Origin of the sequence: Saccharopolyspora pogona (assembly GCF_014697215.1) — a bacterium.
GTDB classification, from domain to species: domain Bacteria; phylum Actinomycetota; class Actinomycetes; order Mycobacteriales; family Pseudonocardiaceae; genus Saccharopolyspora; species Saccharopolyspora hattusasensis.
In genome coordinates, this window is sequence record NZ_CP031142.1 from 1,659,605 (window position 1) to 1,684,731 (window position 25,127).

The 25,127-nt window shown below is 69.1% G+C and carries 26 protein-coding genes and 2 pseudogenes; 14 read left to right on the forward strand and 14 right to left on the reverse strand.

Going from position 1 to position 25,127, the window contains the following annotated elements; all coding sequences use genetic code 11:
• Positions 1–116: 116 nt before the first annotated feature.
• The 3 genes from DL519_RS07285 to DL519_RS07295 are packed head-to-tail and all read right to left on the reverse strand — an operon-like array spanning position 117 to position 1,422.
• Positions 117–476: a hypothetical protein gene (locus DL519_RS07285; protein WP_190813425.1), complete on the reverse strand. Its 360-nt coding sequence runs from the start codon at positions 474–476 to the stop codon at positions 117–119.
• A 32-nt stretch (positions 477–508) separates the two neighbouring features.
• A complete protein-coding gene (locus tag DL519_RS07290) occupies positions 509–1,144 on the reverse strand; it encodes a hypothetical protein (RefSeq protein WP_190813426.1) in 636 nt (211 codons plus the stop codon).
• A complete protein-coding gene (locus tag DL519_RS07295) occupies positions 1,141–1,422 on the reverse strand; it encodes a hypothetical protein (protein ID WP_190813427.1) in 282 nt (93 codons plus the stop codon). The genes DL519_RS07290 and DL519_RS07295 overlap by 4 nt, the downstream gene beginning before the upstream one ends.
• 209 nt (positions 1,423–1,631) lie before the next feature.
• Between DL519_RS07295 and DL519_RS07300 the strand changes: the two genes are divergently transcribed.
• The gene (locus DL519_RS07300) at positions 1,632–2,228 is read left to right on the forward strand and encodes an MBL fold metallo-hydrolase (RefSeq protein ID WP_223838530.1); all 597 of its coding nucleotides are present in this window, start codon (positions 1,632–1,634) and stop codon (positions 2,226–2,228) included.
• Positions 2,229–2,585: 357 nt separating this feature from the next.
• Here DL519_RS07300 and DL519_RS07305 read toward each other — a convergent pair whose 3' ends face one another.
• Together DL519_RS07305 and DL519_RS07310 are read right to left on the reverse strand one after the other, a co-directional pair.
• Complete coding sequence (locus DL519_RS07305; RefSeq protein ID WP_190813428.1) at positions 2,586–3,128, reverse strand: AAA family ATPase; 543 nt, start codon at positions 3,126–3,128, stop codon at positions 2,586–2,588.
• Positions 3,129–3,443: 315 nt separating this feature from the next.
• Positions 3,444–6,578, reverse strand: coding sequence for a UvrD-helicase domain-containing protein (locus tag DL519_RS07310; protein ID WP_190813429.1), 3,135 nt, complete (start codon positions 6,576–6,578; stop codon positions 3,444–3,446).
• Positions 6,579–6,823: 245 nt separating this feature from the next.
• Here DL519_RS07310 and DL519_RS48470 point away from each other — a divergent pair, with 245 nt between their 5' ends.
• Genes DL519_RS48470 through DL519_RS45845 form a run of 3 tightly spaced genes read left to right on the forward strand, consistent with a single transcriptional unit; the run spans position 6,824 to position 7,592 of the window.
• The gene (locus tag DL519_RS48470) at positions 6,824–6,949 is read left to right on the forward strand and encodes a hypothetical protein (RefSeq protein ID WP_263399594.1); all 126 of its coding nucleotides are present in this window, start codon (positions 6,824–6,826) and stop codon (positions 6,947–6,949) included.
• A complete protein-coding gene (locus DL519_RS07315; RefSeq protein ID WP_263399595.1) occupies positions 6,943–7,398 on the forward strand; it encodes an SDR family oxidoreductase in 456 nt (151 codons plus the stop codon). The genes DL519_RS48470 and DL519_RS07315 overlap by 7 nt, the downstream gene beginning before the upstream one ends.
• Positions 7,377–7,592, forward strand: coding sequence for a Rossmann-fold NAD(P)-binding domain-containing protein (locus DL519_RS45845; RefSeq protein ID WP_223838531.1), 216 nt, complete (start codon positions 7,377–7,379; stop codon positions 7,590–7,592). The genes DL519_RS07315 and DL519_RS45845 overlap by 22 nt, the downstream gene beginning before the upstream one ends.
• Before the next feature lie 42 nt (positions 7,593–7,634).
• On the opposite strand, the gene DL519_RS07320 is transcribed toward DL519_RS45845, so the two are convergent.
• On the reverse strand, positions 7,635–8,459 hold the full coding sequence (locus DL519_RS07320; RefSeq protein WP_190813430.1) for a pentapeptide repeat-containing protein: 825 nt from the start codon (positions 8,457–8,459) through the stop codon (positions 7,635–7,637).
• Here DL519_RS07320 and DL519_RS07325 point away from each other — a divergent pair.
• Together DL519_RS07325 and DL519_RS07330 are read left to right on the forward strand one after the other, a co-directional pair.
• Complete coding sequence (locus tag DL519_RS07325; RefSeq protein WP_190813431.1) at positions 8,445–8,699, forward strand: hypothetical protein; 255 nt, start codon at positions 8,445–8,447, stop codon at positions 8,697–8,699. The two genes, DL519_RS07320 and DL519_RS07325, sit on opposite strands and share 15 nt — an antisense overlap.
• Positions 8,700–8,710: 11 nt before the next feature.
• The gene (locus DL519_RS07330) at positions 8,711–9,850 is read left to right on the forward strand and encodes a coiled-coil domain-containing protein (protein ID WP_190813432.1); all 1,140 of its coding nucleotides are present in this window, start codon (positions 8,711–8,713) and stop codon (positions 9,848–9,850) included.
• Positions 9,851–10,454: 604 nt separating this feature from the next.
• On the opposite strand, the gene DL519_RS07335 is transcribed toward DL519_RS07330, so the two are convergent.
• A complete protein-coding gene (locus DL519_RS07335) occupies positions 10,455–12,725 on the reverse strand; it encodes a LuxR C-terminal-related transcriptional regulator (RefSeq protein ID WP_223838532.1) in 2,271 nt (756 codons plus the stop codon).
• Positions 12,726–13,026: 301 nt separating this feature from the next.
• Here DL519_RS07335 and DL519_RS07340 point away from each other — a divergent pair, with 301 nt between their 5' ends.
• From DL519_RS07340 to DL519_RS07350, 3 genes are all read left to right on the forward strand, one after another.
• On the forward strand, positions 13,027–14,439 hold the full coding sequence (locus DL519_RS07340) for a sugar porter family MFS transporter (protein WP_223838533.1): 1,413 nt from the start codon (positions 13,027–13,029) through the stop codon (positions 14,437–14,439).
• A 146-nt stretch (positions 14,440–14,585) separates the two neighbouring features.
• The gene (locus DL519_RS07345) at positions 14,586–14,738 is read left to right on the forward strand and encodes a hypothetical protein (protein ID WP_190813434.1); all 153 of its coding nucleotides are present in this window, start codon (positions 14,586–14,588) and stop codon (positions 14,736–14,738) included.
• A gap of 28 nt (positions 14,739–14,766) precedes the next feature.
• Positions 14,767–15,153: a VOC family protein gene (locus DL519_RS07350; protein WP_190813435.1), complete on the forward strand. Its 387-nt coding sequence runs from the start codon at positions 14,767–14,769 to the stop codon at positions 15,151–15,153.
• A gap of 301 nt (positions 15,154–15,454) precedes the next feature.
• Here the strand turns inward: DL519_RS07350 and DL519_RS07355 are convergent, their stop codons facing one another.
• Positions 15,455–16,003 carry a GNAT family N-acetyltransferase gene (locus DL519_RS07355; RefSeq protein ID WP_190813436.1) on the reverse strand — a complete coding sequence of 183 codons (549 nt, stop codon included), beginning with the start codon at positions 16,001–16,003 and terminating at the stop codon, positions 15,455–15,457.
• Positions 16,004–16,115: 112 nt separating this feature from the next.
• Entirely contained in the window at positions 16,116–17,102 is a 987-nt protein-coding gene (locus tag DL519_RS07360; protein ID WP_190813437.1) for a malate dehydrogenase, read from the reverse strand.
• 306 nt (positions 17,103–17,408) lie between these two features.
• On the opposite strand from DL519_RS07360, the gene DL519_RS07365 reads away from it, so the two are divergent.
• Positions 17,409–17,783 carry a YciI family protein gene (locus DL519_RS07365; RefSeq protein ID WP_190813438.1) on the forward strand — a complete coding sequence of 125 codons (375 nt, stop codon included), beginning with the start codon at positions 17,409–17,411 and terminating at the stop codon, positions 17,781–17,783.
• A 319-nt stretch (positions 17,784–18,102) separates the two neighbouring features.
• Here DL519_RS07365 and DL519_RS07370 read toward each other — a convergent pair whose 3' ends face one another.
• On the reverse strand, positions 18,103–18,570 hold the full coding sequence (locus DL519_RS07370; protein ID WP_190813439.1) for a DUF6879 family protein: 468 nt from the start codon (positions 18,568–18,570) through the stop codon (positions 18,103–18,105).
• Positions 18,571–18,750: 180 nt separating this feature from the next.
• Between DL519_RS07370 and DL519_RS07375 the strand changes: the two genes are divergently transcribed.
• The 3 genes from DL519_RS07375 to DL519_RS07385 all read left to right on the forward strand — a co-directional run bounded on the left by DL519_RS07375 (position 18,751) and on the right by DL519_RS07385 (position 21,255).
• Positions 18,751–19,791: an IS630 family transposase gene (locus DL519_RS07375; RefSeq protein ID WP_190813440.1), complete on the forward strand. Its 1,041-nt coding sequence runs from the start codon at positions 18,751–18,753 to the stop codon at positions 19,789–19,791.
• A 33-nt stretch (positions 19,792–19,824) separates the two neighbouring features.
• Positions 19,825–20,391 (forward strand): aldo/keto reductase, encoded by a 567-nt coding sequence (locus DL519_RS07380; protein WP_223840222.1) that lies wholly within the window; start codon positions 19,825–19,827, stop codon positions 20,389–20,391.
• Between the two features lie 225 nt (positions 20,392–20,616).
• Positions 20,617–21,255, forward strand: coding sequence for a LysE family translocator (locus DL519_RS07385; RefSeq protein ID WP_190813441.1), 639 nt, complete (start codon positions 20,617–20,619; stop codon positions 21,253–21,255).
• On the opposite strand, the gene DL519_RS07390 is transcribed toward DL519_RS07385, so the two are convergent.
• Positions 21,191–22,000 carry an ArsR/SmtB family transcription factor gene (locus tag DL519_RS07390; RefSeq protein ID WP_190823822.1) on the reverse strand — a complete coding sequence of 270 codons (810 nt, stop codon included), beginning with the start codon at positions 21,998–22,000 and terminating at the stop codon, positions 21,191–21,193. The two genes, DL519_RS07385 and DL519_RS07390, sit on opposite strands and share 65 nt — an antisense overlap.
• 124 nt (positions 22,001–22,124) lie before the next feature.
• Between DL519_RS07390 and DL519_RS07395 the strand changes: the two are divergent.
• A pseudogene (locus DL519_RS07395) lies at positions 22,125–23,108 on the forward strand (MFS transporter); the annotation flags it as partial.
• Positions 23,109–23,272: 164 nt separating this feature from the next.
• Here the strand turns inward: DL519_RS07395 and DL519_RS07400 are convergent.
• The 3 genes and pseudogenes from DL519_RS07400 to DL519_RS07410 form a co-directional block, all read right to left on the reverse strand.
• Positions 23,273–23,569: pseudogene (locus DL519_RS07400) on the reverse strand (SDR family NAD(P)-dependent oxidoreductase); the annotation flags it as partial.
• Positions 23,566–24,462, reverse strand: a complete 897-nt coding sequence (locus DL519_RS07405) for an alpha/beta fold hydrolase (protein ID WP_190813442.1) — start codon at positions 24,460–24,462, stop codon at positions 23,566–23,568. The gene DL519_RS07405 and the pseudogene DL519_RS07400, both read right to left, overlap by 4 nt.
• The gene (locus DL519_RS07410; protein WP_190813443.1) at positions 24,455–25,120 is read right to left on the reverse strand and encodes a CatB-related O-acetyltransferase; all 666 of its coding nucleotides are present in this window, start codon (positions 25,118–25,120) and stop codon (positions 24,455–24,457) included. The genes DL519_RS07405 and DL519_RS07410 overlap by 8 nt, the downstream gene beginning before the upstream one ends.
• Positions 25,121–25,127: the final 7 nt, after the last annotated feature.

A 25,127-nucleotide genomic window follows, 5' to 3' on the forward strand; every position in this document is an offset into this window, starting at 1 on the left:
CGCCGGCACGCGGGGAGCGGGTGGCCAGGTCGGCTGCTTCCAAGGTGTTGTCGGCGGACCGGCGGAAGCGGACCGGTAGGCCTGCGCCTGGCGGTCTTGAGCCAGGTCCGCAGCAGTTACTTGCCGTGTGCTGCGGTGATCTCGATGCCGCCCAGGTCCGGGGCGCCGGCCATGGCGTGCACCGCGTCGGAGCCATGTCCGGTCGCGTGGATGCCGCCTGTGACGAAAAGCGCGGAGAGCGTGCCGCCGATCTCCAGCGTGATGACGTTTTCGCCGCTGGTGGCGAGCTTGCCGCCGATCTCGATGTGGTCGGCCTCGGCGCCGGGCTTGATGCTGAGGGCGATGGCCTTGAGCGGCATCTGCACGCCCTTGACCAGGCTCAGACCCTCGCGCCGCGACGGCTCGCTGCGCGAAGCGCGCTTCGCCGAGATCGAAACCACCGGCGGCGACGGCTCCGTCGGCATCCAGATCAGCAAGCCACTCGGGACGTTGAGTGTCGTGGGGGACGTCACCACCAGAGGTTGAACCCGCGCGCGCCCTTGCCGTTCGTGTGGATGGGGGCCCGCACGTCCAGCAAGCCGATGTCACCGAAGTTCACGAACCCGATCCCGCTGGGCCCGCAGGACGTCACCGGGCCGGTCGCGGTCCACGTGCTCACCGCGCCCCAGTTGTCCAGCACCATGTCGTTCTGGCCGTACGTGGTGACTGGGCCGGCGGTGGTGGCCTGCTCGACGCGGGCCCCGGAGATGACGAAGACGCCACTGGAGATCAGGTCCGGGGTGCCCGCCGGGATGCTGTCGGCGGTGTGAATTTCGCCGGTGCACAGGTGCGACACGGCCAGGACCCCGCCATCGCCCTTGCCGGACCAGTCGCCGTGGCCGCCGACGAACACACCGCTGCCGCGCACCGGGCTGTCGCCGGTGCCGATCGCGATGTCGAGCAACTCGGCGGTGATGGTCACCGCAGGGTCGGCCCGCAGGTTCCGCATCGCGAGCGCACCCTGCAGCGCCTCGACACCGAAGCCGTGCGGTCGTCTTGCCCAGCCCCGCACGTCGGCGGACTGCACATGAAGGCCTTCGACCTGCACGTGTCCGGAACGCACCTGCTCGCCGGCGACGAGCAGCACCTGCCCGCGAGTGGTCACGTCGCGCAGGGTGAGGGTACCGAGGTCGGCGACGCTGGTGTCGTTGAGGATATGGCCACCTCGTCGTCGGCCGTCAGCACGGTGACGCCGTCCAGGACGTTGTCCTTGGTCAGCCGCACGCCTTTCGCTCCGAACTGCAGTGTGCCGCCGCGCAGCGTGGTGCCTGGTGGAAGCGTGATCATCGGTGAACCGGTGATCGTGCCACGCACCTCGATCACGTCCGCTCCAGAGCGGATTGCCGCGGCGAGTTCCGCTGCGGTGGTCACCACGGTGCTCATCGACAACTCCTTCAGCGATCGCTGGCGGGATGCGCCGCCGGCCTGCCGGCTGGTGAAACGTCCCCATGCCCGCCAGGAGCACCCCGATGCCCGCCGGTCGGCCACCGGGCCGACCTGGACCGCCGGGCACTGCTCGGCGCAGGCCACGCCGCCTGGATTGATTGCCTTCCGGGGTGCGCTGGACGTTGCGGCCGGAGGATCGTGCAGGAGTGGACCTGACGCTGCTGGGCGTGGGGGCGATGAACTCGCCCCGCTACCGCCCCGCGGGACTGGCGGTGCGCTGGGCGGGGCATCGGGTGGTCATCGACGGCGGCGGCACCGCTGAGGAAGGTGAACATGTCGATGCCTGGCTGGTCTGCGACGAACGCGCGGAGCTGATGCCTTCGATCCGGCGGCGCAGTGCCGCTCTCGGCGTGCCTGCCGGGGTGGTCGAGTACCAGGCCGGTGGGGTCCGGTTGCGTCCTCTGCCGGTCGAACACACCTCGCATCCCACCTACGGCTACCTCATCGAACACCACGGCCACCGCTCCGTGTGGGCACCCGAGTTCTGGGCCTTCCCCGACTGGGCCGCCGGCGCGGAGCTGATGTTCGCCGACGCGGCCGGCTGGGACCGGCCGATCCGCTTCGCCGGTGGCGTCGGCGGCCACGCCGCGACCCTGGACACCGCCGAACGCGCCACCCGCGCCGCTGTCGCGCGGCTCGTATTCGCCCACATCGGACGCCCATCGATCCGCGCGATCGACCGCGGCCAGTCCCCGCCCTTCGGCGAATGGGGCGTCGAGGGCAGGACCTACCGGCTGCGCTGATCAGGTCCATGCCGCTTCGGAAAAGCCGCGCCTCGACAAGATCAACACGCTAGTGCTCACCGGCATGGCGGCCGACTTCCACAGATTCTGCTGGCACGACTGTGACCTGGGTGATGAGGCCCTGCCGCACGCCGAGTTGATGGAGCCGACGGACCTGTTGGTCCGCGCCACGCTTGGGCCGACGAGTTCCAAATCCAGGTGGAAGCCGCGATCGGGCTCACCGCGCATCGCACTGGACCACCGGTACCACGAGAAAGGCGTCGAGCAGCATTTCGAAGAGGCCGAACGCGCAGCGACAACGGCAGAGGCGCACGCGCCCGTCGGGAATGCCTCGAATCCGGGGTGTGAGAGCAGGTCTCACCGCAGCTCGTCGAGCACGAAACGCACCCGCTCGTCCACCGGGGTGCGCGGCAGGTGCACGAGTTCGTAGCCGTAGTCGGTGTAGGCGGCAACCATGTGCCCGCAAGTGCGTTCGGCCTCGGCCAGGGACTGCTTGCGTTCGCCGTCCTGCCGGTAGATCTCCGGCCAGAACGGCGCGATCAGCACCCGGCGGCGATACCGGAACCGCCGCGCAGCGGTATCCACGTGCTCAGGCACGGGCAGGCCGCTCAGCCGCAGGTAGCCGATGATGTCGGGCAGCCCGCGGTCGAAGATCACCGGGCCGGGGCGGACGTGGGCCTGCCGGTGCGAGCGCAGGTCCCAGCCGAACATCAGCTCGGCGAACAACGCCCGATCGGCCCAGGGCAGCCCGCGGCCACCGATGGCGAGCTGATCGGCGATCACACCGCGGCCCGCTTCCGGTGACCAGGCGTACCCGGAGGCGGCCAGCCGCTCGACCAACGTCGTCTTACCTGCCCCGGGACCACCCGTGACCACGACGAAACACTCCGGCGAAGACATGCCGACCTCCACGGTTGAACGCGACAACTGTCGTGAGTGGACGTGCGGTGATTGCTGTCGCCAGATGCGGCGTGAACACCAGATGTGGTGTGAAAGGCAACTTCGAACTGGCCCGGACACGATTCTAGCAACCGGACGGGGCAGAGCGACTAGTGCGCGTGGTGATGCCGAGACCGACAGGCGAGCGCATCGACGGCCTCCCGCACCTCGCGGCCGCGTTCAGCGCAAGCGCGTCTGCTCTCAGCAGCCAGGCCGCGCCTTCGATCAGTCCGGCACGAGATGTGCCCATGGTCCCCACCACGTCGCCTGGTCGGCCTACAGGAGGGTTAGTTGGGCTAGGCGGGGGCGGCGGGTGGGGGTTTCAGCCTTGGTGATCGCGTCGTCGAGGGGCGTCAGGAACGGCGAGCGCGTTCGGTCCTGGGCACTGCCCCGGATCGTTCGGCGTGCCGCGCGGGTGAGGTAGAGGTGGTCCTGGGCCCGGGTCATGCCCACGAAGAACAGGCGGCGTTCCTCGGCCACCTCGTCCTCGGTGGGCTCGGTGCCCGGCCAGCGCAGCGGCAGCAGACCGTCCTCGCAGCCGACCAGGAACACCACCGGGAACTCCAGGCCCTTGGCGGCGTGCAAGGTCAGCAGGGAAATCGCCTCGGCGCGCGGGTCGAGCGTATCGACCTCGGCACCGAGCAGCACCTCCCGGCAGAACCGCTGCACGTCCTCTCCGCAGCGCTGCGCCAGCGGCCCGAGCAGTTCCACCGCCGTGTGGACGTCGGGCCGGGCCTCCTCGGGCACGGTGTCGGCGACCGTTTTCGCGGCCATGCGCAGCTGTTCGGTCACCGGGCCGGTGCGGTCGGCGACGTGCAGCAGCTCGCGCACCAGGAGGTCGACGCCGGGGCGGGCGGAAAGCCGGTCGTGCGAGCGTTTCTGCACCGGAAGGCCGCAGCGCGTCAGCTCGTCGAGGATCGCGTGCGACTGCGAGTCCGCGCGGTACAGCACCGCGATGTCGTTGAACCCGATGCCGCCGGGACCGTCGCCGAGGACTCGGCCGCTGTCGAGGGAGTGGAACGACGCGCCGCCGAGCAACTGGTCGATCGTGCGCGCCACGAACGCCGCCTCCGCGCGTTCGTCATCGGCCTGGTGGGCCGTGATGCGGTGCGCCTGCCGGCCCGAGGCCGGGTGCAGGCGCCTATCGGCGACCAACGTGGACGGTGCGATGGCGCGGATCGCACCGTCGAGGATGTGGGCGCCGCTGCGGTAGTTACGGGTCAGGGTCAGCACCGGCGCACTCGGGTAGTCACGCTCGAAGCGCAGGAAGAAACCGACGTCGGCGCCGCGGAAGGAGTAGATCGCCTGGTCGGGGTCGCCGATGGCGGTCAGGTTGGCCCCGGCCGGCGCGATCAGCCGCAGCAGACGGTACTGGAGCTCGTCGACGTCCTGGTATTCGTCGACGGTGATCCACCGGTACCGCCGCCGGTATTGCTCGGCGATGCCGGGGTGATCGGTGAGCAGCTGCACCGCCAGCACGACAAGGTCGTCGAAGTCGACCAGGTTCTGCCCGCGCAGTCCTGCCAGGTAGGCCGCGAGCACCGCTTCGGTGTCCGGGGCCGCCTCGCCGCCGCGGCGCACCGGCGAAAGCTGTGCCTTCGCCTTGCGCGCGCTGCGTTCATCGCCGGTGATGGCGGTGAGGATCTTCTGCTGGCGGGCGGCGTCGGCCAAACCGAAATCGGCGCCGAGCCCGAGCTCCTCGTGGTGTTCGCGCAGGACCTGCAGGCCGAAGGAGTGGAAGGTCGCCACGGTCATCCGCTGCGCCTGCGCGCCGATGAGCGCGTGCAGGCGCTCGGTCATCTCCCCGGCGGCGCGGCGGGTGAAGGTGATCGCCAGGCACTGCTCGGCCGGGACACCGCGTTCCAGTACCAGGTGCGCCAGCCGGTGGGTGACGGTGCGGGTCTTGCCGGTGCCCGGACCGGCCACGATCAGCAGCGGACCTTCCGGGATTTCGGCCGCGGCCCGCTGGTCTGGATCCAGCCCGGCCAGCACGCCGGACCCGGTGGCCGGGGCGACGACGGGCCGCGGTTCGGGCTCGGGCAGCGGCCGGGCAACCGGTGAAGCGGCAGGTTCGGGTTGCGGTTGCTGGATGAACAGCGCGTCATCGAACAGCGCGGGCGCGTCGCCGGTGCGCAACCGGGTGAGTTCGGCGGGTTCGAAGACCCGGATGGTGCCGTATTCGCCGTCGTAGCCGGGATCGCGCAGCACCTGACCGCGCCGCAGCCGCTCGATCGCCTCGGCCACCGCGGCGTTGCTGCGGTGCAGTTCGTCCACCGGCACGTCCTGGAGGATCGCCAGTTCCGGGCCGTGGACGGCGGTGAGGTCGCTGACCTCGCCGAACACCTTCTTGCTCTTGGGGCCCACCCCGAGGATCTCGCCCACGATCTCCGGCAGCGGGATCAGGTTGCGGAAACCGGCCGCGCCGGGCGGTCGGATGCCCTCGGACCGGTCGGCGAGCGGGTCGATGCGGTGCAGGACGCCAACGGTCAGCGGCTTGCCGCAGCCCGGACACAGTCCACTGTGGGCGCGGGTGTCGCCGGGTTCGAAGCGCACCTGGCACTTGCGGTGCCCGTCGAGGTGGTACTTGCCCTCCTCGGGGAAGAACTCAACGGTGCCGGCGAAACCGTCGCCGGTCTCCAGCGCCCGCTTGACCGCGAAGTAGTCCAGGTCCGTGTCGAAGACGCTGGCCTCGCGGCCCAGCATCGGCGGTGAATGCGCGTCGGAATGGCTGACCAGCGTGTACTTGTCGAGAGCGGAAACTCGCCAGTTCATCTCCGGATCGCTGGAGAGCCCGGTCTCCAGCGCGAAGATGTGCCCGGCCAGGTCCCGGTAGCAGTCCTCGATCGCGTCGAACCCGGCCTTGGATCCCAGCACCGCGAACCACGGCGTCCAGATGTGCGCGGGCACCAGGTAGGCGCCGTCGCCGGATTCCAGGGTGATCTCCAGCAGGTCCCGGGAGTCCAGGCCGAGGATCGGGCGGCCATCCGAGCCGAGGTTGCCGATGCGGCCCAACCGCTGGTTGAACTTCTCGGCGGCGGCGAAGTCCGGCAGGTAGCACAGGTGGTGCACCTTGCGGGTGCGCTCGCCGTGCTTGTAGATGGTGGAGATCTCCACCGACAGCATGAAACGCACCTGCCCGCCGCAATTGGCGGGCATGCCGCGGGTGAATTCCGCGTCCAGGTCGCCGCGCAGCCGGAACAGGCCGGGCTCGGCTGGTTCCAGGACCTCGCGCAGGTGCGCGAACCAGGCGGGGTGGGTGACATCCCCCGTCCCGACCAGCGTGATGCCCTTGCGGCGGGCCCACCAGGTCAGGTGCTCGATGTCGCAGTCCTTGCTGCACGCGCGGGAGTACTTCGAGTGGATGTGCAGATCGGCGTAGAAGCGCACCCGGCGATCTTGCCAAAAGATCATCAGTGCCCCGCCCGCGGGCAGGGCACTGGACGAGGATCGGGCGGATTTGGCTGGTCCACGCTGATCCGCCAGCCGGGTTCCGGCCGCCGCTGCGGGCCCGGAAGTAGTGCGTGTTCCGCTGCCGTGGTGTCAAGGGCTCAGCGGTGCAGAGTGCCGCGATGCACGTTGTAGCTCGTCGCAGCGAAACGGTGCCGCACTGCGAGTTGGATGGTGGGGAAACACCCACCTGCGAAAGGAGATCACCGTTGACCATCGTTACCGGGTCCGGGAGCGACCTGTCCGGCAAGGTGGCCCTGGTGACCGGGGCATCCCGGGTATCGGCGCGCACACGGCGCGCATCCTGGGCAACCGCGGCGCACGAGTCGTGGTGAACTACCGGGACAAGGCCAAGCGAGTCGACAAGGTGGTCGACGAGATCACCGCGTCGGGGACCGAGGCGATCGCGGTGCGCGCCGATCTGACCGATCCCGCAGCGGTCCAGGCCATGTTCAGCCAACTCCGGCACGCCTTCGGGCGGTTGGACCTGCTCGTGCTCAACGCTTCCGGGGGAATGGAACGCGGCGTCGACCCCGGCTACGCGCTCCGCCTCAACAGGGACGCGCAGTTGCAGGTCCTGGAATGCGCCCGACCGCTGATGCCCGCCGGGTCGAGGGTCGTGTTCGTCACCAGCCATCAGGCGCACTTCCACGGCAGCAAGCCCGGCATCGACCAGTACGAACCCGTCGCCCACAGCAAACGCGCCGGTGAGACGCGCTGCGCGAGCGAATCCCGGAACTGGCTGAACACGGCATCAGCCTGGTGGTCGTCTCCGGCGACATGATCGAGGGCACCATCACCGTCACGCTTCTCGCCCGCGCCAATCCCGGCACGGTCGATGCCCGTCGTCGGCAGGCAGGCGATCTACCCACCATCGCCGACTTCGCCACCGAGATCGCGGTCGTCGCCACCGCCCGGGTCGACACCGGGCACACCGTCTACGTCGGAGGCACCGACTACCTCACCGTCGGCTGCTGAAACCGCCCCGGAAACCCGAAGCCGAACGCCACGCCCTCCGGGCTACCAGTGCGCGGGACGGGACAGCGCCACGTGCAGCTTGGTGGTGGAGTCGCCCTTGGCAGCGTTGAGCTGGGCCTGGGTGAGGAAGATCGCGCCGGTGAGGTCGGCGCCGCGCAGATCCGTATCCCGGAAGTCCGCGCCGATCACGTCCGCCGACCGCAGGTCCGCGCCGCGCAGGTCGGCCGCGATGAGATAGGCGCCGCGGAGGTTCGCGCCCCGCAGGTCGGCGCCGCGCAGCTTGGCTCCGATGAGATCGGCTCCGCGGTGGTTCTTCTTGCGGCCCGCGACCTTGGACCGCACCAGTTCACTGGTGCGCAGCAGCAGGGTGTTGATGTCCTGGCGCAGCGCCGCGACATCGATCTCAGTGATCTCGTCGGCACTGCCGCGAGTCAGGCGTTCGGTGTTCTCCAGCGCCGTGCGGAGGTCCTCGTGCACGGGCTTGGCGGCCCGCAGCGTCAAGGCTTCGGTGAGGTACCAGAGCAGTTCGTGGAGCTGGCGCATCACGGGGAACACGGCGAACATCTGCCGCGCGGTGCGTGGGGCCTGCCGCCAGTCCTTACCGCCGAAGGTGAGCTGGGAGACTTTCTGCCCGGCACCGAAGCAGTCGAAGACGGTGCAGCCGGGGAAGCCGCGCTCGCGCAACTGGGAATGGATGCCGCACCGGAAGTCCGCCAGCAGGTTCGTGCATGGTTGCCCGGCGTCCTTGTCGACCGCGAAATCGGCCGAAGCGGCGAACGGCAGTGCGACGCAGCACAGCCCGAAACAGTTCGCGCAGTCGGCGTGCAGACTGCCGTCGGTGGGGAGGGCCTGGTGCTGGTGGGACAACGTGCTGATCTCCTGGCGCGAGGTGTTGTGCCGGCATTCTCCCCGACCGGTCGGGCCCGGTCGCGGCCGGTGCAGTTCGTGGCGCTGGGCAGGGCGGTGCGAACCGGAGGCCTCCGGAACCCGCTCGGCGATGAGCAGCGGCTGGGCGAAGTTCTCTTCGCCGGCGTGATCGCCGGGGCTGGCAGTGCTCGAACGCCGCGAGTGATGGCGTTCACCGGAATGCCCGCCGCCAGTTGGTAGCGTCCCGGGCCATGGGTGATCAGCCGGTGCGCGATGCGGTGTCCGACGAGCAGGCCGAGGGGGTGTGCCGGTTCCCCGGCTGCACGCGGGAAGTCGTGCGCACCGGCGGTCCGGGACGTCCCTCGGAGTACTGCGACCTCCCCGAACACACCCGGTGGCGGGCCTGGAAGGAGCGGCAGCGCCTGCAGACCGCGCAGGAACAGGCCCAGGCGTCGCCGGTCGCTGTCGTGGAGTACGACGGGGCGCGGCTGCGGGCCGAGGAGTTGTTGCGCCAGTACCGGCTCCTTTCGGAGCAACTGACCCGCAACCTGCGAGCCGGCATCGCCGAACTCGCGACGATCGCTGATCCCAGTGCCGCCGAGGCGCAGATCCAGGCCGCCCAAGCCGAAGCCGCACACCGCATCGCGCAAGCCGAGCAAGCGCTGGCCACCGCCCAGCGGCAGCGCCGCGACGCCGAGCAGGCCCGCAGTGCCGCCGAGGCCGCGGCCGAGGATGCCACCGCGGCCGCGGAAGCCGCCGGGCAGGACGCCGAAGGCGCCCGCAAGGAACGGGATGATGCCGTGGAACAGGCTCGCCGGGCCGAACAGCAGGCGCGGCAGGACATCGAAGCGGCGCGCAACGAAGCCGAGGTCGCCATCGCGGCAGCCCGTCGCGAAGCCGACCGGCAGATCACCGACGCGCGCAAGACCATCGAGCAGGCCAAGCGGGACGCAGCGGCGGAAATCCAAGCGGCGCAAGAAGAAGCGCGGCGGCAGATGGACGCGGCGGCGCTGCAGCAGGCGGCGGCGGTGGAGCGCGCGGCGAGAGCCGAGCAGGCGGCGGAGACGGCGCAGGGGCGCCTGGATGAGCTCACGCGCGCAGCCGAGGAAGCGCGTGCGGAGGCGCGGCGCCAGCGCGATGAGCTCGTGGCGTTGCGCGAGCAGCAGGCTGCGGAGCTGCAGCGGCTGCGGACGGAATCCGCGGAGCGGATGCAGGCCGAGCGCGACGCTGCCGCGCAGCGGATGGCGGCGATGCAGGACGCGCAGGCGCAATCCGTGGCACGCGCGGAGCGCGCCGAAGGGCAGCTGGACGCGGCGACGGAGGAGCTGCGGACCCTGCGGGCGGCCGCGCAGCCGCCGGTGGACCCGCCGGTGGAGCCGGGACGTGAGTAGCAATCCTCCGGTAAGGGCTGGAGGGCTGGAGGGCTGGAGGGCTGGAGGGCTGGTCGCTGCGCGTCGAGCTGATCTCGGTCGTGGTCTTCGGCCTCAAGGATCGCTTCGTAGGAGGCAGGTCGTAGGAGGCGGGGTTCCACCAGCGGGCGAGGACGGCGTCGAAGAAGCGATGGAGGTCCTCGGGTTCGGGGACGTCGACCTCCACCTGGACGAGCTGGCCGTGCTCAAACCGTGACGCGCGGGAGTCGGTGGCCTTTCCGGGCTGGGGCGCCAGATCGTATTCGCGAACTTGCTCGGCGGTGAGGGCGACTCGTTCGGCGTGATCCCAGCACGCGGTGCGCGCGAGGAAGTTTCGTATCAGGCGGCAAGTTGGGCGACGAGGGCGTCTTTCTCCACGCCCAGGTAGATCGCTACGGGTTGGCCGGCAGTGCGGTCACGCCGGTACACCTGCCGCAACCACGTGCGGGCGTCGGCGGCATCGGCGAAGGACAGCGGCCTGGCGATCCGGCGGCCGTGGTCGGCGAGATCGGGGAACCCGCGTCGACCACCGGCGGCCAGTCCGGTCGAGACACCGCCATCGCCCCTATTACCGCAGGCCAGGACCTCATGGACTATCTTTTTGCTGGCTGTGCCATGCCGCGATTTGGGTGCGTGAGGTGAGCCCCATCTTGGTAAGGATATTTTCGACATGGCTTTCGGCAGTACGTTGGGAGATGACCAGACTCGCCGCGATCTGCTTGTTCGACATCCCGGCGGCGATCAGTGCCACGACCTCCAGTTCCCGTTTGGTCAGCAGGGGTGCGGGCGCCGCCGCGGCGGTAGAGGCTTGATGCGGACGCTTGTCACCCAGCGCATAGGCGATGACCTCTTCCTGTGTCATCCGCTCGCCTTGCTGGTAGGCGGCCTCAAACGCCTTCTTGCCGAGGGCCTTGCGGCTCAGTTGTGTGCTATGCCGGACCCAGTCGAGCAGCTTCTCGATTCCGTACAGCATGCGGTCGGCTAGTTCCCACATCGTGTCCGACGCGCCGAAGAGCACTGCCGCCCGGTGTGCGTCACCACCGGCCGCGGCGACGCACGCCAGTAACGAAAGGCAGCAGGCGATGCCCAACCACTCGTTGAGTTCACCCTTCTTCCGCAGGGATTCGCGCAGATACTCGGACGCCTTCTCCAGATCGCCCGCTGCCCACCGCGCGATGGCGGCACTCCACTCCGTCCACGACAGCGTCCAGCACTCGCCCAGTGGCGCACACAGGGCCTGACACTCGCGTAGGAGCTCCGTGGCACAGTCCGTCTTGCCGAGCAGGTGGGCGGTGTGAATCCGCAGCGGAAAGATCTGCAGCGCGATGGCGTTCCATTGGCCCGACGCACGATGGCGTTCCAGCGCCTCCTCCAGCAATGGCAGCGCGCGTTCCGCGTTGTTGTGCCAGTTCTCGGTATCGCCGAGGAACTGGATCGCGTAGGTCAGCCCCACGTCGTCATTGCACAGAAGCGCCAGCTCGCGGCTTTCGTCGAGCAACGCGACACTGGAGGCATAGTCCCCTTGCAGGTGCGCGAGCCATCCGTTGATCCACAATGCCCGGATTCGTTCGTGCGTGGGTTCGGTGTTCAGGCTGAGCATGCGGTCCAGCCAGTGCCGCCCGCTCCGGAGGAAGCCGCCCGCGGTCCACATGAAACACAGCGCGGAAGCCATGTGCAGGCCGGTTCTCGCTTCACCCGGAGTCGTGGCGCAGAAATCCAGCGCGACCCAGATGTTGAAACGTTCGGCACGCAACCGCCGGATCCAGTGTGCCTGGTTCGAGCCGGAGCACTCGCTGTCGCACTGTTCGGCCAGCCGCAGATAGTAATCGCGGTGCCGGCAGCGCAAGTTGTCCTCATCGCCGGATTCGGCAAGCCGCTCGTGCCCATACTGCCGGATAGTCTCCAGCATCCGGTAATGGTAATCTTGATCATCTACGATCCGGGATACGATCGATTTCGCGATCAGACCCATGAGAGCGGTGAAAACCTCCTCGGGCGGGAACATCTCGTCGGCGCAGATGTACTCCACGGCGTCCAGGTCGAATTCGCCTACGAACACCGAGCCGCGGGCCCAGAGCAAGCGCTCCTGTTCGGTGCACAACTCGAAGCTCCAGTCGACGGCGGCACGCAGCGTGTGGTGCCTCATCTGCCCGGCCCGGTCGCCGGCGGTGAGAAGCGAGAAGCGTTTCGTCAATCGCTCCAGGATCTGCTCCACCGTGAGCATGCGCATGCAGGCGGCCGCGAGTTCGATGGCCAGCGGGACGCCGTCGAGCTGCTGGCACAGCCGGGCCACATACGCTTCGTTGTCCGGTCCGAGCCTGAAACCCGGCGACACGGCCGCACCGCGTTGTTCGAACAGCGTCAACGCCTCGTATTGCTTGGCAGGCGTCTTCGCCGCTGATCCAGGCGGCAGATCCGACCACTCCGGGGGCGGTACGGACAGGGCTGGCACTGGCCAGACGTGCTCTCCGGCGACGCGCAAGGGTTCACGGCTGGTCGCCAGCACGCGCAATCCGGGCGCCGCGCTGGCCAGTGTGGCGGTCAGATGTGCGCACGCATCCAGCAGGTGCTCGCAGTTGTCCAGCACTAGCAAGGCCCGTCTCGCAGACAGGTAATCGACCAGCACGGTGCTGGGGTCGCGCATCGAGCGGTCCTGGATTCCCAGGGTGTTCACGACCGTCTGGGGGACCAGCGACGGGTCTCGCACCTTCCCCAGCTCGACCAGATGCACTCCGTCCGGGAACGCTCGGCGCAGTGTCCATGCCACATGGGTCGCCAGCCGGGATTTCCCGACCCCACCAGCGCCGGTCAAGGTCACTATCCGTGAGCAGGACAGTTTTTGCTTGAGCTCCGCCATGGCCTCGCGGCGCCCTACGAAGCTCGTCACCTCATGCGGAAGGTTCCGGCTGGCTGGCATAGTTGGCATGGTGTTGACATCCTGACAGCAGGATACGCCCAGTTAAGCCTGGTCCTCATGAGCAGGCGAAGTGCCGAAGTAGAAGAGCACCGGGAAGCACCGTAGAGTCGATTACACGCAGTAGTATGTCCGCTCATCCAGCGACATCCGGCGGCGATCCAGCCACGTCCTTGTTCGCTCGGCTGTTCGTGGTCGGCCTGGCCGCTCGATCGAGAGGAACCAATGTCGCCAGGCGGTACTCTTGTTCGACAACCCGTCGCCTGAACCGAGCGTGCCCTCCCGTTCATGCGAACGGATGCTCGTCAAGGTGACCGCGATCGTCACGCTCGGCGGATTCCTCTTCGGCTACGACACCGGCGTCATCTCGGGTGCCCTCTTGTACATGCAGGAGGCTCTCCACCTCAACACGTTCACGACGGCGGCCGTCGTCAGTGCGCTGTTGTTCGGTGCGATGTTCGGTGCACTCCTCGGTGGCCGGGTGGCGGACCTGGTAGGCCGCCGCCGCGGGTTGCTCAGCTGCGCTGTCCTGTTCGCCGTCGGTTCCGTGAGCAGCGGGTTGGCGCCGAACGCGGGTTTCGTGATCGTGGCCAGGTTCGTTCTCGGCCTGGCGGTCGGAACCGCCTCGGCCACGGTGCCGATCTACCTGTCCGAGATGGCACCGGCCGATCGTCGGGGCCGGATGGTCACCATCAACGAACTCATGATCGTGACAGGCATCCTGACCACTTACCTCCTCAACGCCGGTCTGGGTAACTGGTACGCGGGTGAAACCGCGTGGCGCTGGATGCTCGCGGTCAGCGCCCTGCCAGCCGTCGGCTTGTTCCTCGGCACGCTCCTGCTGCCCGACACGCCACGTTGGTACGCGATGAAGGGGCGGTACGAGGACAGCAAGCGGGTTCTCCTGCTGACCCGGGACCCAGCAACTGCTGAGGAGGAGTTCGGGATCATCGCCGGACATGCCCGGCGAAGCGCCGCGGAATACCGTGCGTCTTCGCTGCGCGTGCTGCGGGAACAACCGTGGATGCGGCGAATGCTGTGGGTCGGGGTGGGCCTTGCCACCGCCGGGCAGACAACCGGAATCAACACGGTCGAGTACTACGGGCCGACGATTCTCGAATCCACCGGGCTGACAGCGGGTGCCGCACTGGTCTCCATTATCGCCGTGGGTGTCACCTCGGTGTCATCGACCGCTTTCGGAATCTGGCTGCTGGGATTCATGAGCAGGCGCCCGCTACTCATTACGGGTTTCGCCGGCGTCACGGCTTCCCTCGTCATTCTCGCCGTATCCTTCCTGCTGCCGCACTCGGCGGCAAGCAGTTATCTGGTCCTGCTCGCGATGGTCCTCTTCGTCGCGATCGCTACGTGCTTCCTGGGCATCGGGATATGGCTGCTGCTGTCGGAAATTTTCCCGTTGGCGATACGTGGGCTGGCAATGGGGGTCGCCGTTTTCGCGCTCTGGGCCGCCAATACGCTGGTCTCCTTCGTTTTCCCCCTTGCCGTGGGCTCGGCCGGGCCGACATGGGCGTTCGCGGCGTTCGCGCTCATCAACGCCGCCGCGACCGTTTTCACGATACTGTTCGTACCCGAGACCCGCGGCCGTACGTTGGAACAATTGGAAGATGAATTCCGCGAGCGCCATTCCGGGGCCCGTTGACCGCGGAAGGCGTTGAAAGTGACGGCAACGGACTGAACTGATTGGTAGGACTCGCCGACCGTGGCGCGAGCTGCTGGGCTTCTACACCGTGATCGTGCCGGGGCTCGGCGGCGAAGGTGGGGGCGAGCTCGACTTCATGTTCGTCGATGATGCCGCGGCGGGGTTTGCGGCTGCTGCACGTGGTCAAGCATCCGCCGCCGGAGGGCTTCTACCGGTCGGTGAGGGCCCGGCGAGTGGCGTTGGTGCCGCCCAAGGGCGAGATCACCTGGTCCCGGCCGCATTTGGTGTTCGAATTGTAGGCGGGCGGTTTCCGCTTACGGTGTCGATATGCACATCTCACGCTTGCAGTTCGTGTCGGTGCCGGTGGCAGACCACGTCAAGGCCCGCAAGTTCTACGTCGATGTCCTCGGCTTCGAGCTGGTGGTGGACTTCGCCGGTCCGCACGGCCAGTTCGTCATGGTCGCCCCGCCCGGCGCGCAGACCGGGGTCGTGCTGGTGGACTTCAGCATCGACGGGCGCGGTGTCGGCGGACCGGTGCACCTGCAGTTCCACACCGACGACCTGGACGGCGACATCGCGGAGCTGCGCGCCGCGGGTGTGGCAGCCGGGAATCCGCAGGAGGCACCGTGGGGGCGGATGACGTCGTTCACCGATCTCGACGGCAACCCGATCTCGCTGCTGCAGGCCTCCCGGATGGGAGACCGCCCGAACTGACAGCGGGCACCGTTGCTCAACGCCGTGGTTCCCCGCCGGCGAGCATCGGATAGGGTCCAGACGTTGAGGGTGAGCACGTCGTCGGCGCCGGACCACGTTGGCGCGCCTGGCAGTTCGGTGTCCTGAGGTGCGATGGGCCCGGAGTCGAAGCAGTCGCGCACTCCTCGCCAGGCCGCTGTGGCCGGGGCGACTGGAATCGGTTCGGCCCGAATGGCGTGGCGGCGTAGGGGATTTCCGAGGAAGGCGCGGACCGCGCCGTCGTGGCCTCGGATGCGGCCTGCGCTGGTCGTGAGCTCGGGCGTCACCGGGCTGGGCGGGTCAGCCGCCAGACGACGTCGATGCCGTCCTCCACGGAGCTTCTCGGGTCGCGGGTGGGGCTGCGGCGGTCGACGCAGGTGAAACCGAGGCGCTGCGGCACACCCTGGCTGGCGGTGTTGGCCGCGTCATGCCAGATCTCCACGTGGTCCACGCCCGGCAGCGCGAACGCCTCATCGACCAACGCGGCGGCGCTGGTGGTGGCCAGTCCGCGGCCGGTATGGCCGGGGTGCAGCCAGTATCCGATCTCCAGGCCGCCGGGGTCGATGCGGCGTTCCATGGCGATGCAGCCGGCGATCGCACCGTCGACGGTGATGGCGTAGGTATAGGCGTCGCCGCTGCGCCAGTTGCGGTCGCAGAGGTCGAGGAATTCGGTGGCGGCCTCGAGCGGGTAGTCGCCGGCGGCCCACGGCATCCACGGCCGCAGTTGCGGCAGTGCCTCGGTGACCACTTGGTGCATCTCGGTGAGGTCGTCGCCGCGCCAGCGACGCAGCACCGCCGATTCGAGGATGATCACTTCCGCGGGGTGCGCCATGCGCCGATGATGCTGCCCAACAGTCGATCCGGGCAACCCGATTACCGGCAACAACTGCGGGTGGGGCCGCCCCGACAGCCGGGACGGCCCCACCCGCAGTTGTTGCCGAGGCTCAGATCAGGCCGAGCTTGCGGACGGCGTCGCGCTCCTCGACGAGTTCGTTGACCGAGGCGTCGATGCGCTCGCGGGAGAACTCGTCGATCTCCAGGCCCTGCACGATCTCGAACTTGCCGTCGCGGGCGGTGACCGGGAACGACGAGATCAGGCCCTCGGGCACCCCGTAGGAGCCGTCGGAGACCACGGCCGCCGAGGTCCAGTCGCCCTCGGGCGTGCCGTTGACCCAGGTGTGCACGTGGTCGATGGCGGCGTTGGCAGCCGAAGCCGCCGACGACGCGCCGCGGGCCTCGATGATGGCCGCGCCGCGCTTGGCGACGGTGGGGATGAACTCGTCGGCCAGCCAGGCCTGCTCGACCTGCTCTGCGGCGATCTTGCCGCCGACCTCGGTGTGGAACAGGTCCGGGTACTGGGTGGCGGAGTGGTTGCCCCAGATGGTCAGCTTCTTGATGTCGGTGACCGACACGTCCAGCTTCTGCGCCAGCTGGCTCAGCGCCCGGTTGTGGTCCAGGCGGGTCATCGCGGTGAACCGCTCGGCGGGCACGTCCGGGGCGTGGGCCTGCGCGATGAGCGCGTTGGTGTTGGCCGGGTTGCCGACCACCAGCACGCGCACGTCGTCGGCGGCACCGGCGTTGATCGCCTCGCCCTGCGGTTTGAAGATGCCGCCGTTGGCTTCCAGCAGGTCGCCGCGCTCCATGCCCTTGGTGCGCGGGCGGGCGCCTACCAGCAGCGCGACGTTGGTGCCGTCGAATGCGGTGCGGGCATCGTCGGTGATGTCGATGCTCTGCAGCAGCGGGAAGGCGCAGTCGTTGAGCTCCATCGCGGTGCCCTCGGCCGCCTTGACCGCCTGCGGGATCTCCAGCAAGCGGAGCTTGATCGGGGTGTCGGGCCCGATGAGCTGTCCGGATGCGATCCGGAACAGCAACGCGTAGCCGATCTGACCGGCCGCACCGGTAACGGTCACGGTGACGGGAGCTTGGGTCATGAGGTTTCGTTCTCCTGCTCGCCGGGTGATTGCCTAGCCGGATGCTATCCCCAGCGCGACGGTGCCGTTGCGGGCCCGCCACGGATCACAGTGGACGGCGTGCCGGACCGATTCAGCCGCGCCCCGCCCGGGAGAGGCAGGACACACCTGCTGGCCGCCGACGTGATCAGCGGCACTTTCATCTCGGCGGGTGGTGCGGTCGGCGGCACGGAAAAATTCTTCGGTGGTGTCGATGCGGGCGGGGGCCGTTCGTGTAGTGGGTGAGAAGCCGGGCGTAGCCGGTTTCGCGAGTGTGAGGAGAACGCGATGAAGCAGTACCTGCTGAGCATCTACCAGCCCGACGGGCCCACGCCGCCGCCGGAAGTGCTGGAGCCGATCATGCGCGATGTGCAGGCGGTGAACGCCGAGATGCAGGCCGCTGGGGCATGGGTGTTCGCCGCGGGCCTGCACCCGCCGACCACGGCGACCGTGCTGCGCGCTAAGGGCGAAGAGGTGCTCACCACCGATGGTCCTTTCACCGAAGGCAAGGAGCACCTCGGCGGGTTCACCATCATCCGCGCGGCCGATCTGGACGCCGCCCTGGAGTGGGGCCGCAAGCTGGCGAAGGCGATCACCCTCCCCATCGAGGTGCGGCCGTTGCAGGAAGACGAGGGCGAGAACACGTGCCGGTCCTCGGCGTAGCGGAGGTCGAGCGGGTCTTCCGCGCGGAATACGGCACAGCGATGCGCCGACCGCTGCCGACACCGACTTCAACTACGACTTCCACGTGACGCTGGACGAGTCGGTGCGCCTGGTGAAGTACAACTACCGCACCGCCGAGGAGCACCGGCAGGCCGGCACCGACTACTGCGTCTCCGGTGAGCAGCCCGAAGGCCGCGCCACCGGCCGGGCGCCCCGGCGGGCAGGCCGGTGGCCTGGGCGCCGGCCCCCAGGTGCGCTACCACGACGAATACGAGGCCTGAGCGCGTCCGGGCCGGTCTTTCAGCGGATCAGGCCGAGTTCACCGGTCACCGGCTCGGGCACCGGCTTGGAACCGGGAGCTTGCGTCCAGCACGGTCATCATTTCGGCGACGCGACGCCGGTAGGTGCGCAGGGAGACACCGATTTGGCGGGCTGCGGCCTCATCGGTGAGCCCCGCGCCGAGCGAATGCAGGATGCTGCGCCCGGTCGAGTCGATCCGCGGCAGGTCCTGGCGCAGGTAGTCGGCCAGCGGGGTGGCCGCGTGCCAGGTGGCGCCGAAGAGGGCGTGCACGCCGTCGATGAGGGTCGGCGCCGTGGTCGCGGTGAACTCGCGCTCACCCGCGCTGGTGGTGCCGGCGAGGATCATCGCGCGGCGGTCGATGATGATCGTCTCGTGCGGCAGCGGGGCGGCGCAGATGCGGACCTGCGCGCCCGCGTCCGCGATCTGCCGCAGGTGCCACCGTTGTTGCGGACCGATGAGCGCAGCCTGGGTGAACAGCTTGTGCACCCGCAGGCCCGGGGCGGGTGTACGGGTTGGCCGGATCTGCTTCGGGGCGATGCGGCTGGTGGCGAATTCGCTGGAGGGTCCGTCGCGCGATCCTTCTACTGGGGTGGCGATGCTGCGGCGCGCCGCGGAGCTGGGTGTTATTGATCGGGAACTTATAGGTGTGATCTTCGTTGTTCTGGCATGATCGCTGGTGTGCGGGACGCGCGGAGGTTGTCGCCTGAGGCGCAGGAGGATTTGCGGCGCAGGGTGGTCGCTGCTGTTCATGGTGGGATGAGTCAGGTCGAGGCGGCCCGGGTGTTCGCGGTGGCCCCGCAGTCGGTGTCCAGATGGGTGCAGGCGTGGCGGAAACGTGGCTCGAAGGGTCTCACCGGGCGTCGCCGGGGTCGCAAGCCCGGCGAGCAGAAAGCGTTGAGTGCCCGCCGGCAGCGCAAGCTGCGGTATGCGGTGGCCGAGCACACCCCGGCCACGTTCGGGCTGACCGGCCTGGTGTGGACCCGCAAGACAGTGGCCGAGCTGATCCGGGTGCGCCACGGCATCGTGCTGAACCTGCGCACCGTCGGCAACTACCTGCGTTCCTGGGGATTGTCGCCGCAGAAACCGATCCGCAAGGCCTACGAACAGGACCCCGAGTCCGTACGCCGATGGCTGGAGGAGGACTACCTGGCCATCGCCGCCCGCGCCCGCCGCGAGGGCGCACTGATCCTGTGGCTGGACCAGACCGGGATCCGCTCCGACGCCACCGTAGCCCGCACCTGGGCACCGGCGGGCCAGACACCGGCGGTGGGCAAAACGGGCAAACGATTCAGCGTGAACGCGATGTGCGCGATCGGGAACAAAGGCGAGCTGTACTTCACCGTCTACACCGGCTCGTTCAACGGCAAGGTGTTCCTGTCGTTCCTGGACCGGCTGACCCGCCATCTGGACCGCAAGGTCCACCTGATCGTTGACGGACACCCCGTCCACCGCCGCAAGACTATCCAGCAATGGATCACCAAGCACGCTGAGGCGATCGCGATGCACTTCCTGCCGGGATACAGCCCCGAACTCAACCCCGACGAGCTACTCAATGCCGACCTCAAACGCACCGTTTCCACCAGCACAGCCCCCAAAACCCGCGCCGAGTTGAAACAAGCGGTCCGCTCCTTCCTCCACCGGCTCCAGAAGCTGCCCGACCGAGTTCGCTCCTACTTCGGCAAACCCGAAGTTCGCTACGCCGCCTAACATCACACATTTGCCACCCGGATCAATAACCACATCGACACGGCAGGTTTCTACCGCCACGGCGGCATCCGTGCGCACGAGCTGATCAGGGAGGCGCTGGCGCCGTACCGCGATGACCTGGTGATCGCGACGAAGGCCGAACCGTTGCGCGACGCCGACGGGGTGTTCCGCGGCCAAGCACGCCCGGCGGAGCTACGGAGCTTGGTCGAAGAGGATCTGCGGCGGCTGGGCGTGCCGAGTCTCGATCTGGTCTACCTGCGGCCCGGTGGGGTCGGCCCGGACGGGTCGTCGGAGGCGAAGCGGTTCGCGGTGCTGACGGAGTTGCGCGAGGCTGGGCCGATCCGGCACCTCGGTCTGAGCAATGTGGACGCAGCGCAGCTCGAGGAGGCGCGTTCGATCGCTCCGGTCGCGGCGGTGCAGAACCACTTCCACGTCCAGAACCCCGAAGATCGACGGCTGCTGGCCGGCTGCGAACGGCTGGGGATCGCCTACGTGCCGTTCTTCCCACTCGGCGGCGGCAGCGTGCCGGTGGACGATGCAAGGGTCCGGGCCGTTGCTCAGCGGCGTTCCGCGAGCGTCGCGCAGGTGTCGTTGGCGTGATTGTTGGCCGTTTCCCCGGTGACGCTGGCGATTCCCGGCACCGGTTCGATGACGCATCTGGAGGAGAACGTGTCAGCGGCCGGTTCGGCTCGGGCGGGACGACGTGGCCGAGTTGGACGGGTAGTTCGAACGAGGCCAGTGCTGCCGGATTGGCCGTTTGCGCCGCCGCCGCGGGCGCTTAGCGTGCGGTCACGACAGGTTCTGATTGCGGCAGAAGGCGGAGTGGTGGTCGAGTTTCCGGCAGTGGTGGGGATCGCGGTGGTGGCGCTGGGCCTGGTGCTCACGCCCGGACCGAACATGTTCTACCTGGTGTCTCGGTCGCTGACGCAGGGGCGGCGGGCCGGGCTGGTGTCGCTGTTGGGGGTGGCGGTGGGGTTCCTGGTGTACGCCGCGGCCGCCACCGCCGGCATCGCCACAGTGTTCGCCCTGGTGCCCGCGCTGTACATGGTGTTGCAGATCGCCGGTGCGGCGTACCTGCTGTGGTTGGCGTGGCAGGCGGTGCGGCCGGGCGGGGTGTCGGTGTTCGCGCCGGTACCAAATCCCGACTACGGGCCGGGGCGGTTGTTCGCGATGGGTTTGGTGACCAACCTGCTCAACCCGAAGATCGCGGTTCTCTACGTGTCGTTGCTGCCGCAGTTCATCGACCCCGCTCGCGGCGGGGTGGCGTTGCAGAGCCTGACGTTGAGCGCGGTGCAGATCGTGGTGGCGTTGTCGGTCAACGCGCTGATCGTGCTGACCGCCGGTTCGGTAGCGGGTGTGCTGGCGCGGCGGCCGGTGTGGCTGCGGGTGCAGCGCTACTTCATGGGCACGGTGCTGGTCGGGTTGGCGGTGCGGTTGCTGACCGATCGGACCCGTCCGGCGTGACGCCGAGGACCTCCTGCAGGCCGTTGGCGCCGTGTTCGGTGAGTTTCAGCGCACGCCGCTGAGGCCTGCGGACCAGCCAGCCGGTGTCGAGCAGCGCGGTCAGCAACGCCGCGCCCAGCCGCCCGGCGAGATGGTGGCGCTGCTCGCTCCAGTCCACGCAGAACCGCAGCAGCGGCCGCCGCGACGGTCCGGTCTGCACGGCCTGCAGGTCCACGCCCAGTGCGGCGAAGACCGCTCCGGCGCGCGGACCGAGCCGGTACGGGTGGTCGATGAGCTGCACGGACAGGCCATCGCCGGGGCGGCGGCGGGTGTTGGGGATGCCGTCTTCGGTGGCGAGTGCTCCGCGGTCCAGCAGTGCCGCGGTGACCGCGACGCCAAGCCGGCCGGCGAGGTGGTCGTAGCAGCTGCGGGCTTCGCGCACCGCGGCGGCGCGGGTGCCCTGGCGCAGCGAGCGCACTGGTTCGGTTGGTGCGATGGCGGCGAGGGCTTCCAGCACGGCGGCCACCCGGTCGTCGACGAGCCGGAAGTAACGGTGCCGCCCGGACCTCTCGGCCTCGATCAGGCCGCCGGCGCAGAGCTTGGCCAGGTGGGTGCTGGCGGCGCTGGCCGACAGCCCGGCTTCCGCGGCCAGCACCGACGCGGGTAGTGCACGTCCGTCGGCCAGCGCCTGCAGCACCCTGGCGCGGCCGGGTTCGGCGAACAGCGCGGCCACCGGGGCGATGTCGCTGTCTCCCTGGATTGCCATGGCTCCATGATGCGCCCGCGACGTTTCAGGCTGGCGTGAAGTGTTGCGGGCGCAGTCTCGGGGCGTTTTGATGCGACGAGGTGTTGGTTCTCCCGCGCTGGTGCTTGTGGTGATGTGCGCGGGCATGTTTCTGGTGCTGCTGGATGTCACCGTGGTCAACGTGGCCCTGCCCAGCATCCGCGGTTCGCTGGCTGTGGGGATAGCCGGGGCGCAGTGGGTGGTCGACGGGTACGCCTTGGCCATCGCCGGGTTGTTGCTGGTCGGTGGCATGCTCGGCGATCGTTTCGGGCACCGCCGGGTGGTGCTGGCGGGCATGGTGCTCTTCGATGTGGCATCGCTGGGGTGTGCGCTGGCCCCGGGGCTTGGAGTGCTGGTCGCTTCCCGCGCGGTGCAGGGCGCTGGGGCGGCGCTGCTGCTGCCGGGCAGCATGGCGGTGATCGCCGGGGTGTATCCGGATTCCGCGGCGCGGGCCCGGGCGTTGGGTGTGTGGTCTGCGGTGTCATCGCTGGCATTGCCGGCCGGTCCGCTGCTCGGTGGTGTGCTGGTCGAGTGGGGTGGCTGGCGGCTGGTGTTCGCGCTGAACGTGCCGGTGGTGCTCGCCGCGGTCGTGGGGGTTCGCATGCTGGTGCCGGATCTGCCCGGTGATCGTGGACGGGTGCGCGTCGGGGTGCTGGCGAGCGCGGTCACCGGATTGACCGCGGTGGTGTTCGCGGTGAACGAGGCGGGCCAGTCCGGAGTGGACGTGCTGGTGCTGGCAGCGCTGGTGGTGGCGGTGATCGCGCTGTGCGCCGCCGGGCGCCGGGTACCGCGCACGTTGCTGGGCAACCGGCCGTTCCTGGCGGCTAACTCGGTGGCGCTGCTGATGAATCTCGGCATGAACGGCACGTTGTTCGTGCTCACCCTGTACCTGCAGGACCTCGGCGGGAACTCGCCGGCGCACACGGGTTTGCTGCTGTTGCCGATGTCGGTTCCGCTGGTGCTGCTGGCGCCGGTGGCCGGGTGGATGGTGGCGCGGTTCGGGCCTCGGGTGCCGATGCTGTGTGGCGCGGTGATCGCGGCGGCGGGATCGGGTTTCTGGGGCCTGGCGTCGCCGGACGGTGGGTATGCCGAAGTGGTGCCGGTGCTGGTGGCGTGCGGGGTCGGTGCCGGGTTGCTGACCACGTCGGTGGTGGCACCGCGTGCGGGGTCGGGCCGGAAGGTGTCGGGCACGCAGTGCGCGGCGTTGTTGACGAGAACTTCCACGGGCCCGAGGTGGGTTTCGGCGTGGTCGAAGATCGCCGGTGCGGCGGCTGGGTCGGCGAGGTCGACGGCCAGGGATTCGGCGTCGGCGCCGTCGGCGCCGTCGGCGCGCAAGGCGTCGCGCACGTGGTCGGTGCCAGTGGCCTTGGCCGCGCTGTAGGTACGGTCGGCCCAGGTGGTGGTGCCGGCCGGGGGCGTTTCGGGAAGTGAGGCGAGCACGACCTTGACGCCCTGGCGGGCCAGGGCGCGGGCGATGCCGGCGCCGATGCCCAGCGGGCTGTTGGCGCCGGTGATCACGGCGACGCGGTCGCGCAGGCGGGGGTCGATCACGCGGTGGTCCTCTCGAATCGTCCGATGTGATCGGTGATGGTGGTGATGAGCGTCTGGTGCAGGGCGCCGGGCAGGGCGTGGCCGAGCCCGGGGATGGTCTCGCAGCGGGCGCCAGGGATGAGGTCGGCGAGGTGCCGTCCGTGCGGGGGTGGGTTGATGGGGTCTTGCGGGCCCTGGATGACCAGGGTCGGGGTGGTGACGTGGCGCAGTTCGGCGCCGCGTTCGGTGGGCACGGGGGTGGCGAAGGCGTGTGCGCTGGGCTGCTGGTAGCTGCCGGCGTGGTCGATCGCGGCGTTCTCCCAGCGACGGAATTCCGCTTCGTTGAAGGGGATTTCGTCGCCGGCCAGCAGCCGCCATTCGGCCAATCGCCGCTGCAGCGCGGTGTCGCGGTCGGGTACGGGGTCGCTGCGGTGGGCCAGGGCGGTGACGATCTGCGGGGTGGGCGCGGGCAGCTCGGTGGGTTCGCCTTCGACGGCGCGGCGCAGGGCTTCGGCGAAGTCGACGTCGAGGGCGGCGGTGGCCAGCAGGGTCAGGGTGCGCAGCCGGTCGCGGTGGTCCAGGGCGAGCAGTTGACCGAGGGTGCCGCCCATGGACAGGCCCACGACGTGGGCGCCCGCGATGCCGTGCCCGTCGAGGACTGCCACGGCGTCGCGGGCGAGGTCGTCCAGCGTGTAGCCGGTGATGTCCAGGTGGGTGGAGCGGCCGGTGTCGCGGTGGTCGTAGCGCAGGACGTGCAGGTGGTTGGCTGCGAGGGCGTCGACGAACTCGTCGGGCCAGCCCAGTGCGTTGGCGTTGCCGCCCATGATCAGCAGTACCGGCGGGTCTGCGGGGTCGCCGCGGGATTCGGTCCATAGCCGCAGCCCGTCGGGGGTGGTGACGTGGAGTTCAGGCATCGAGCAGTCCTTCCCTGCGGGCCAGTGCGGCGAGGTCTTTGGGCTGGCCGGCCATGATGGTGCGGACGTGCGCGGTGATGGTCTCGATGGGCCAGTTCCACCAGGTGATGCGTTGCAGCAGTTCGACGTCGGCGTCGTAGAAGCGGCGGTGGATCTCCCGGGCGGGGTTGCCGCCGGCGACGCCGTAGGCGGGGATGTCGCCGGTGACGACGGCGCCGGTGGCGATGATCGCGCCGTCGCCGATGTGCACGCCGGGCATGATGGTGGCGTCGCGGCCGATCCAGACGTCGTTGCCGATCACGGTGTCGCCCTTGGTAGGCAGGTCGGCGGCGATGTCGAGGGTGGCCTCGGTCCAGGCTCCGCCGAACATGGTGAACGGGTAGGTGGAGCAGCCGATCATGGGGTGGTTGGCGGCGGGCATGATGAACCGCGCCCCGGTGGCCAGCGCGCAGAACCGGCCGATGCGCAGCTTCGCGGGCCCGTAGTTGTAGAGCACGTTGCGGGTTTCGAATTCGGCGGCGCCGCCGGGGTCGTCGTAGTAGGTATACTCGCCGATCTCGATCAATGGGGATCTGACCACTGTGGACAGGAAGGCCACGTTGGTCAGCTCTGGCCGGGTGCTGGGGTGCACGCGGGTGGGGTCGGGTGTGTCGGGCATGGCGGTG

What these genes read in the sequence shown, in the direction of transcription:
- DL519_RS07310 (WP_190813429.1), bottom strand. Translation starts at nt 6,578, where the DNA reads ATGATCTTTTGGCAAGATCGCCGGGTGCGCTTCTACGCCGATCTGCAC.
- DL519_RS07405 (WP_190813442.1), bottom strand. Translation starts at nt 24,462, where the DNA reads ATGCCTGAACTCCACGTCACCACCCCCGACGGGCTGCGGCTATGGACC.
- DL519_RS07390 (WP_190823822.1), bottom strand. Translation starts at nt 22,000, where the DNA reads ATGGCAATCCAGGGAGACAGCGACATCGCCCCGGTGGCCGCGCTGTTC.
- DL519_RS07355 (WP_190813436.1), bottom strand. Translation starts at nt 16,003, where the DNA reads ATGGCGCACCCCGCGGAAGTGATCATCCTCGAATCGGCGGTGCTGCGT.
- DL519_RS07345 (WP_190813434.1), top strand. Translation starts at nt 14,586, where the DNA reads ATGATGCCGCGGCGGGGTTTGCGGCTGCTGCACGTGGTCAAGCATCCG.
- DL519_RS07295 (WP_190813427.1), bottom strand. Translation starts at nt 1,422, where the DNA reads ATGAGCACCGTGGTGACCACCGCAGCGGAACTCGCCGCGGCAATCCGC.
- DL519_RS07335 (WP_223838532.1), bottom strand. Translation starts at nt 12,725, where the DNA reads ATGGCGGAGCTCAAGCAAAAACTGTCCTGCTCACGGATAGTGACCTTG.
- DL519_RS07350 (WP_190813435.1), top strand. Translation starts at nt 14,767, where the DNA reads ATGCACATCTCACGCTTGCAGTTCGTGTCGGTGCCGGTGGCAGACCAC.
- DL519_RS07375 (WP_190813440.1), top strand. Translation starts at nt 18,751, where the DNA reads ATGATCGCTGGTGTGCGGGACGCGCGGAGGTTGTCGCCTGAGGCGCAG.
- DL519_RS07360 (WP_190813437.1), bottom strand. Translation starts at nt 17,102, where the DNA reads ATGACCCAAGCTCCCGTCACCGTGACCGTTACCGGTGCGGCCGGTCAG.
- DL519_RS07330 (WP_190813432.1), top strand. Translation starts at nt 8,711, where the DNA reads ATGGGTGATCAGCCGGTGCGCGATGCGGTGTCCGACGAGCAGGCCGAG.
- DL519_RS07305 (WP_190813428.1), bottom strand. Translation starts at nt 3,128, where the DNA reads ATGTCTTCGCCGGAGTGTTTCGTCGTGGTCACGGGTGGTCCCGGGGCA.
- DL519_RS07410 (WP_190813443.1), bottom strand. Translation starts at nt 25,120, where the DNA reads ATGCCCGACACACCCGACCCCACCCGCGTGCACCCCAGCACCCGGCCA.
- DL519_RS07365 (WP_190813438.1), top strand. Translation starts at nt 17,409, where the DNA reads ATGAAGCAGTACCTGCTGAGCATCTACCAGCCCGACGGGCCCACGCCG.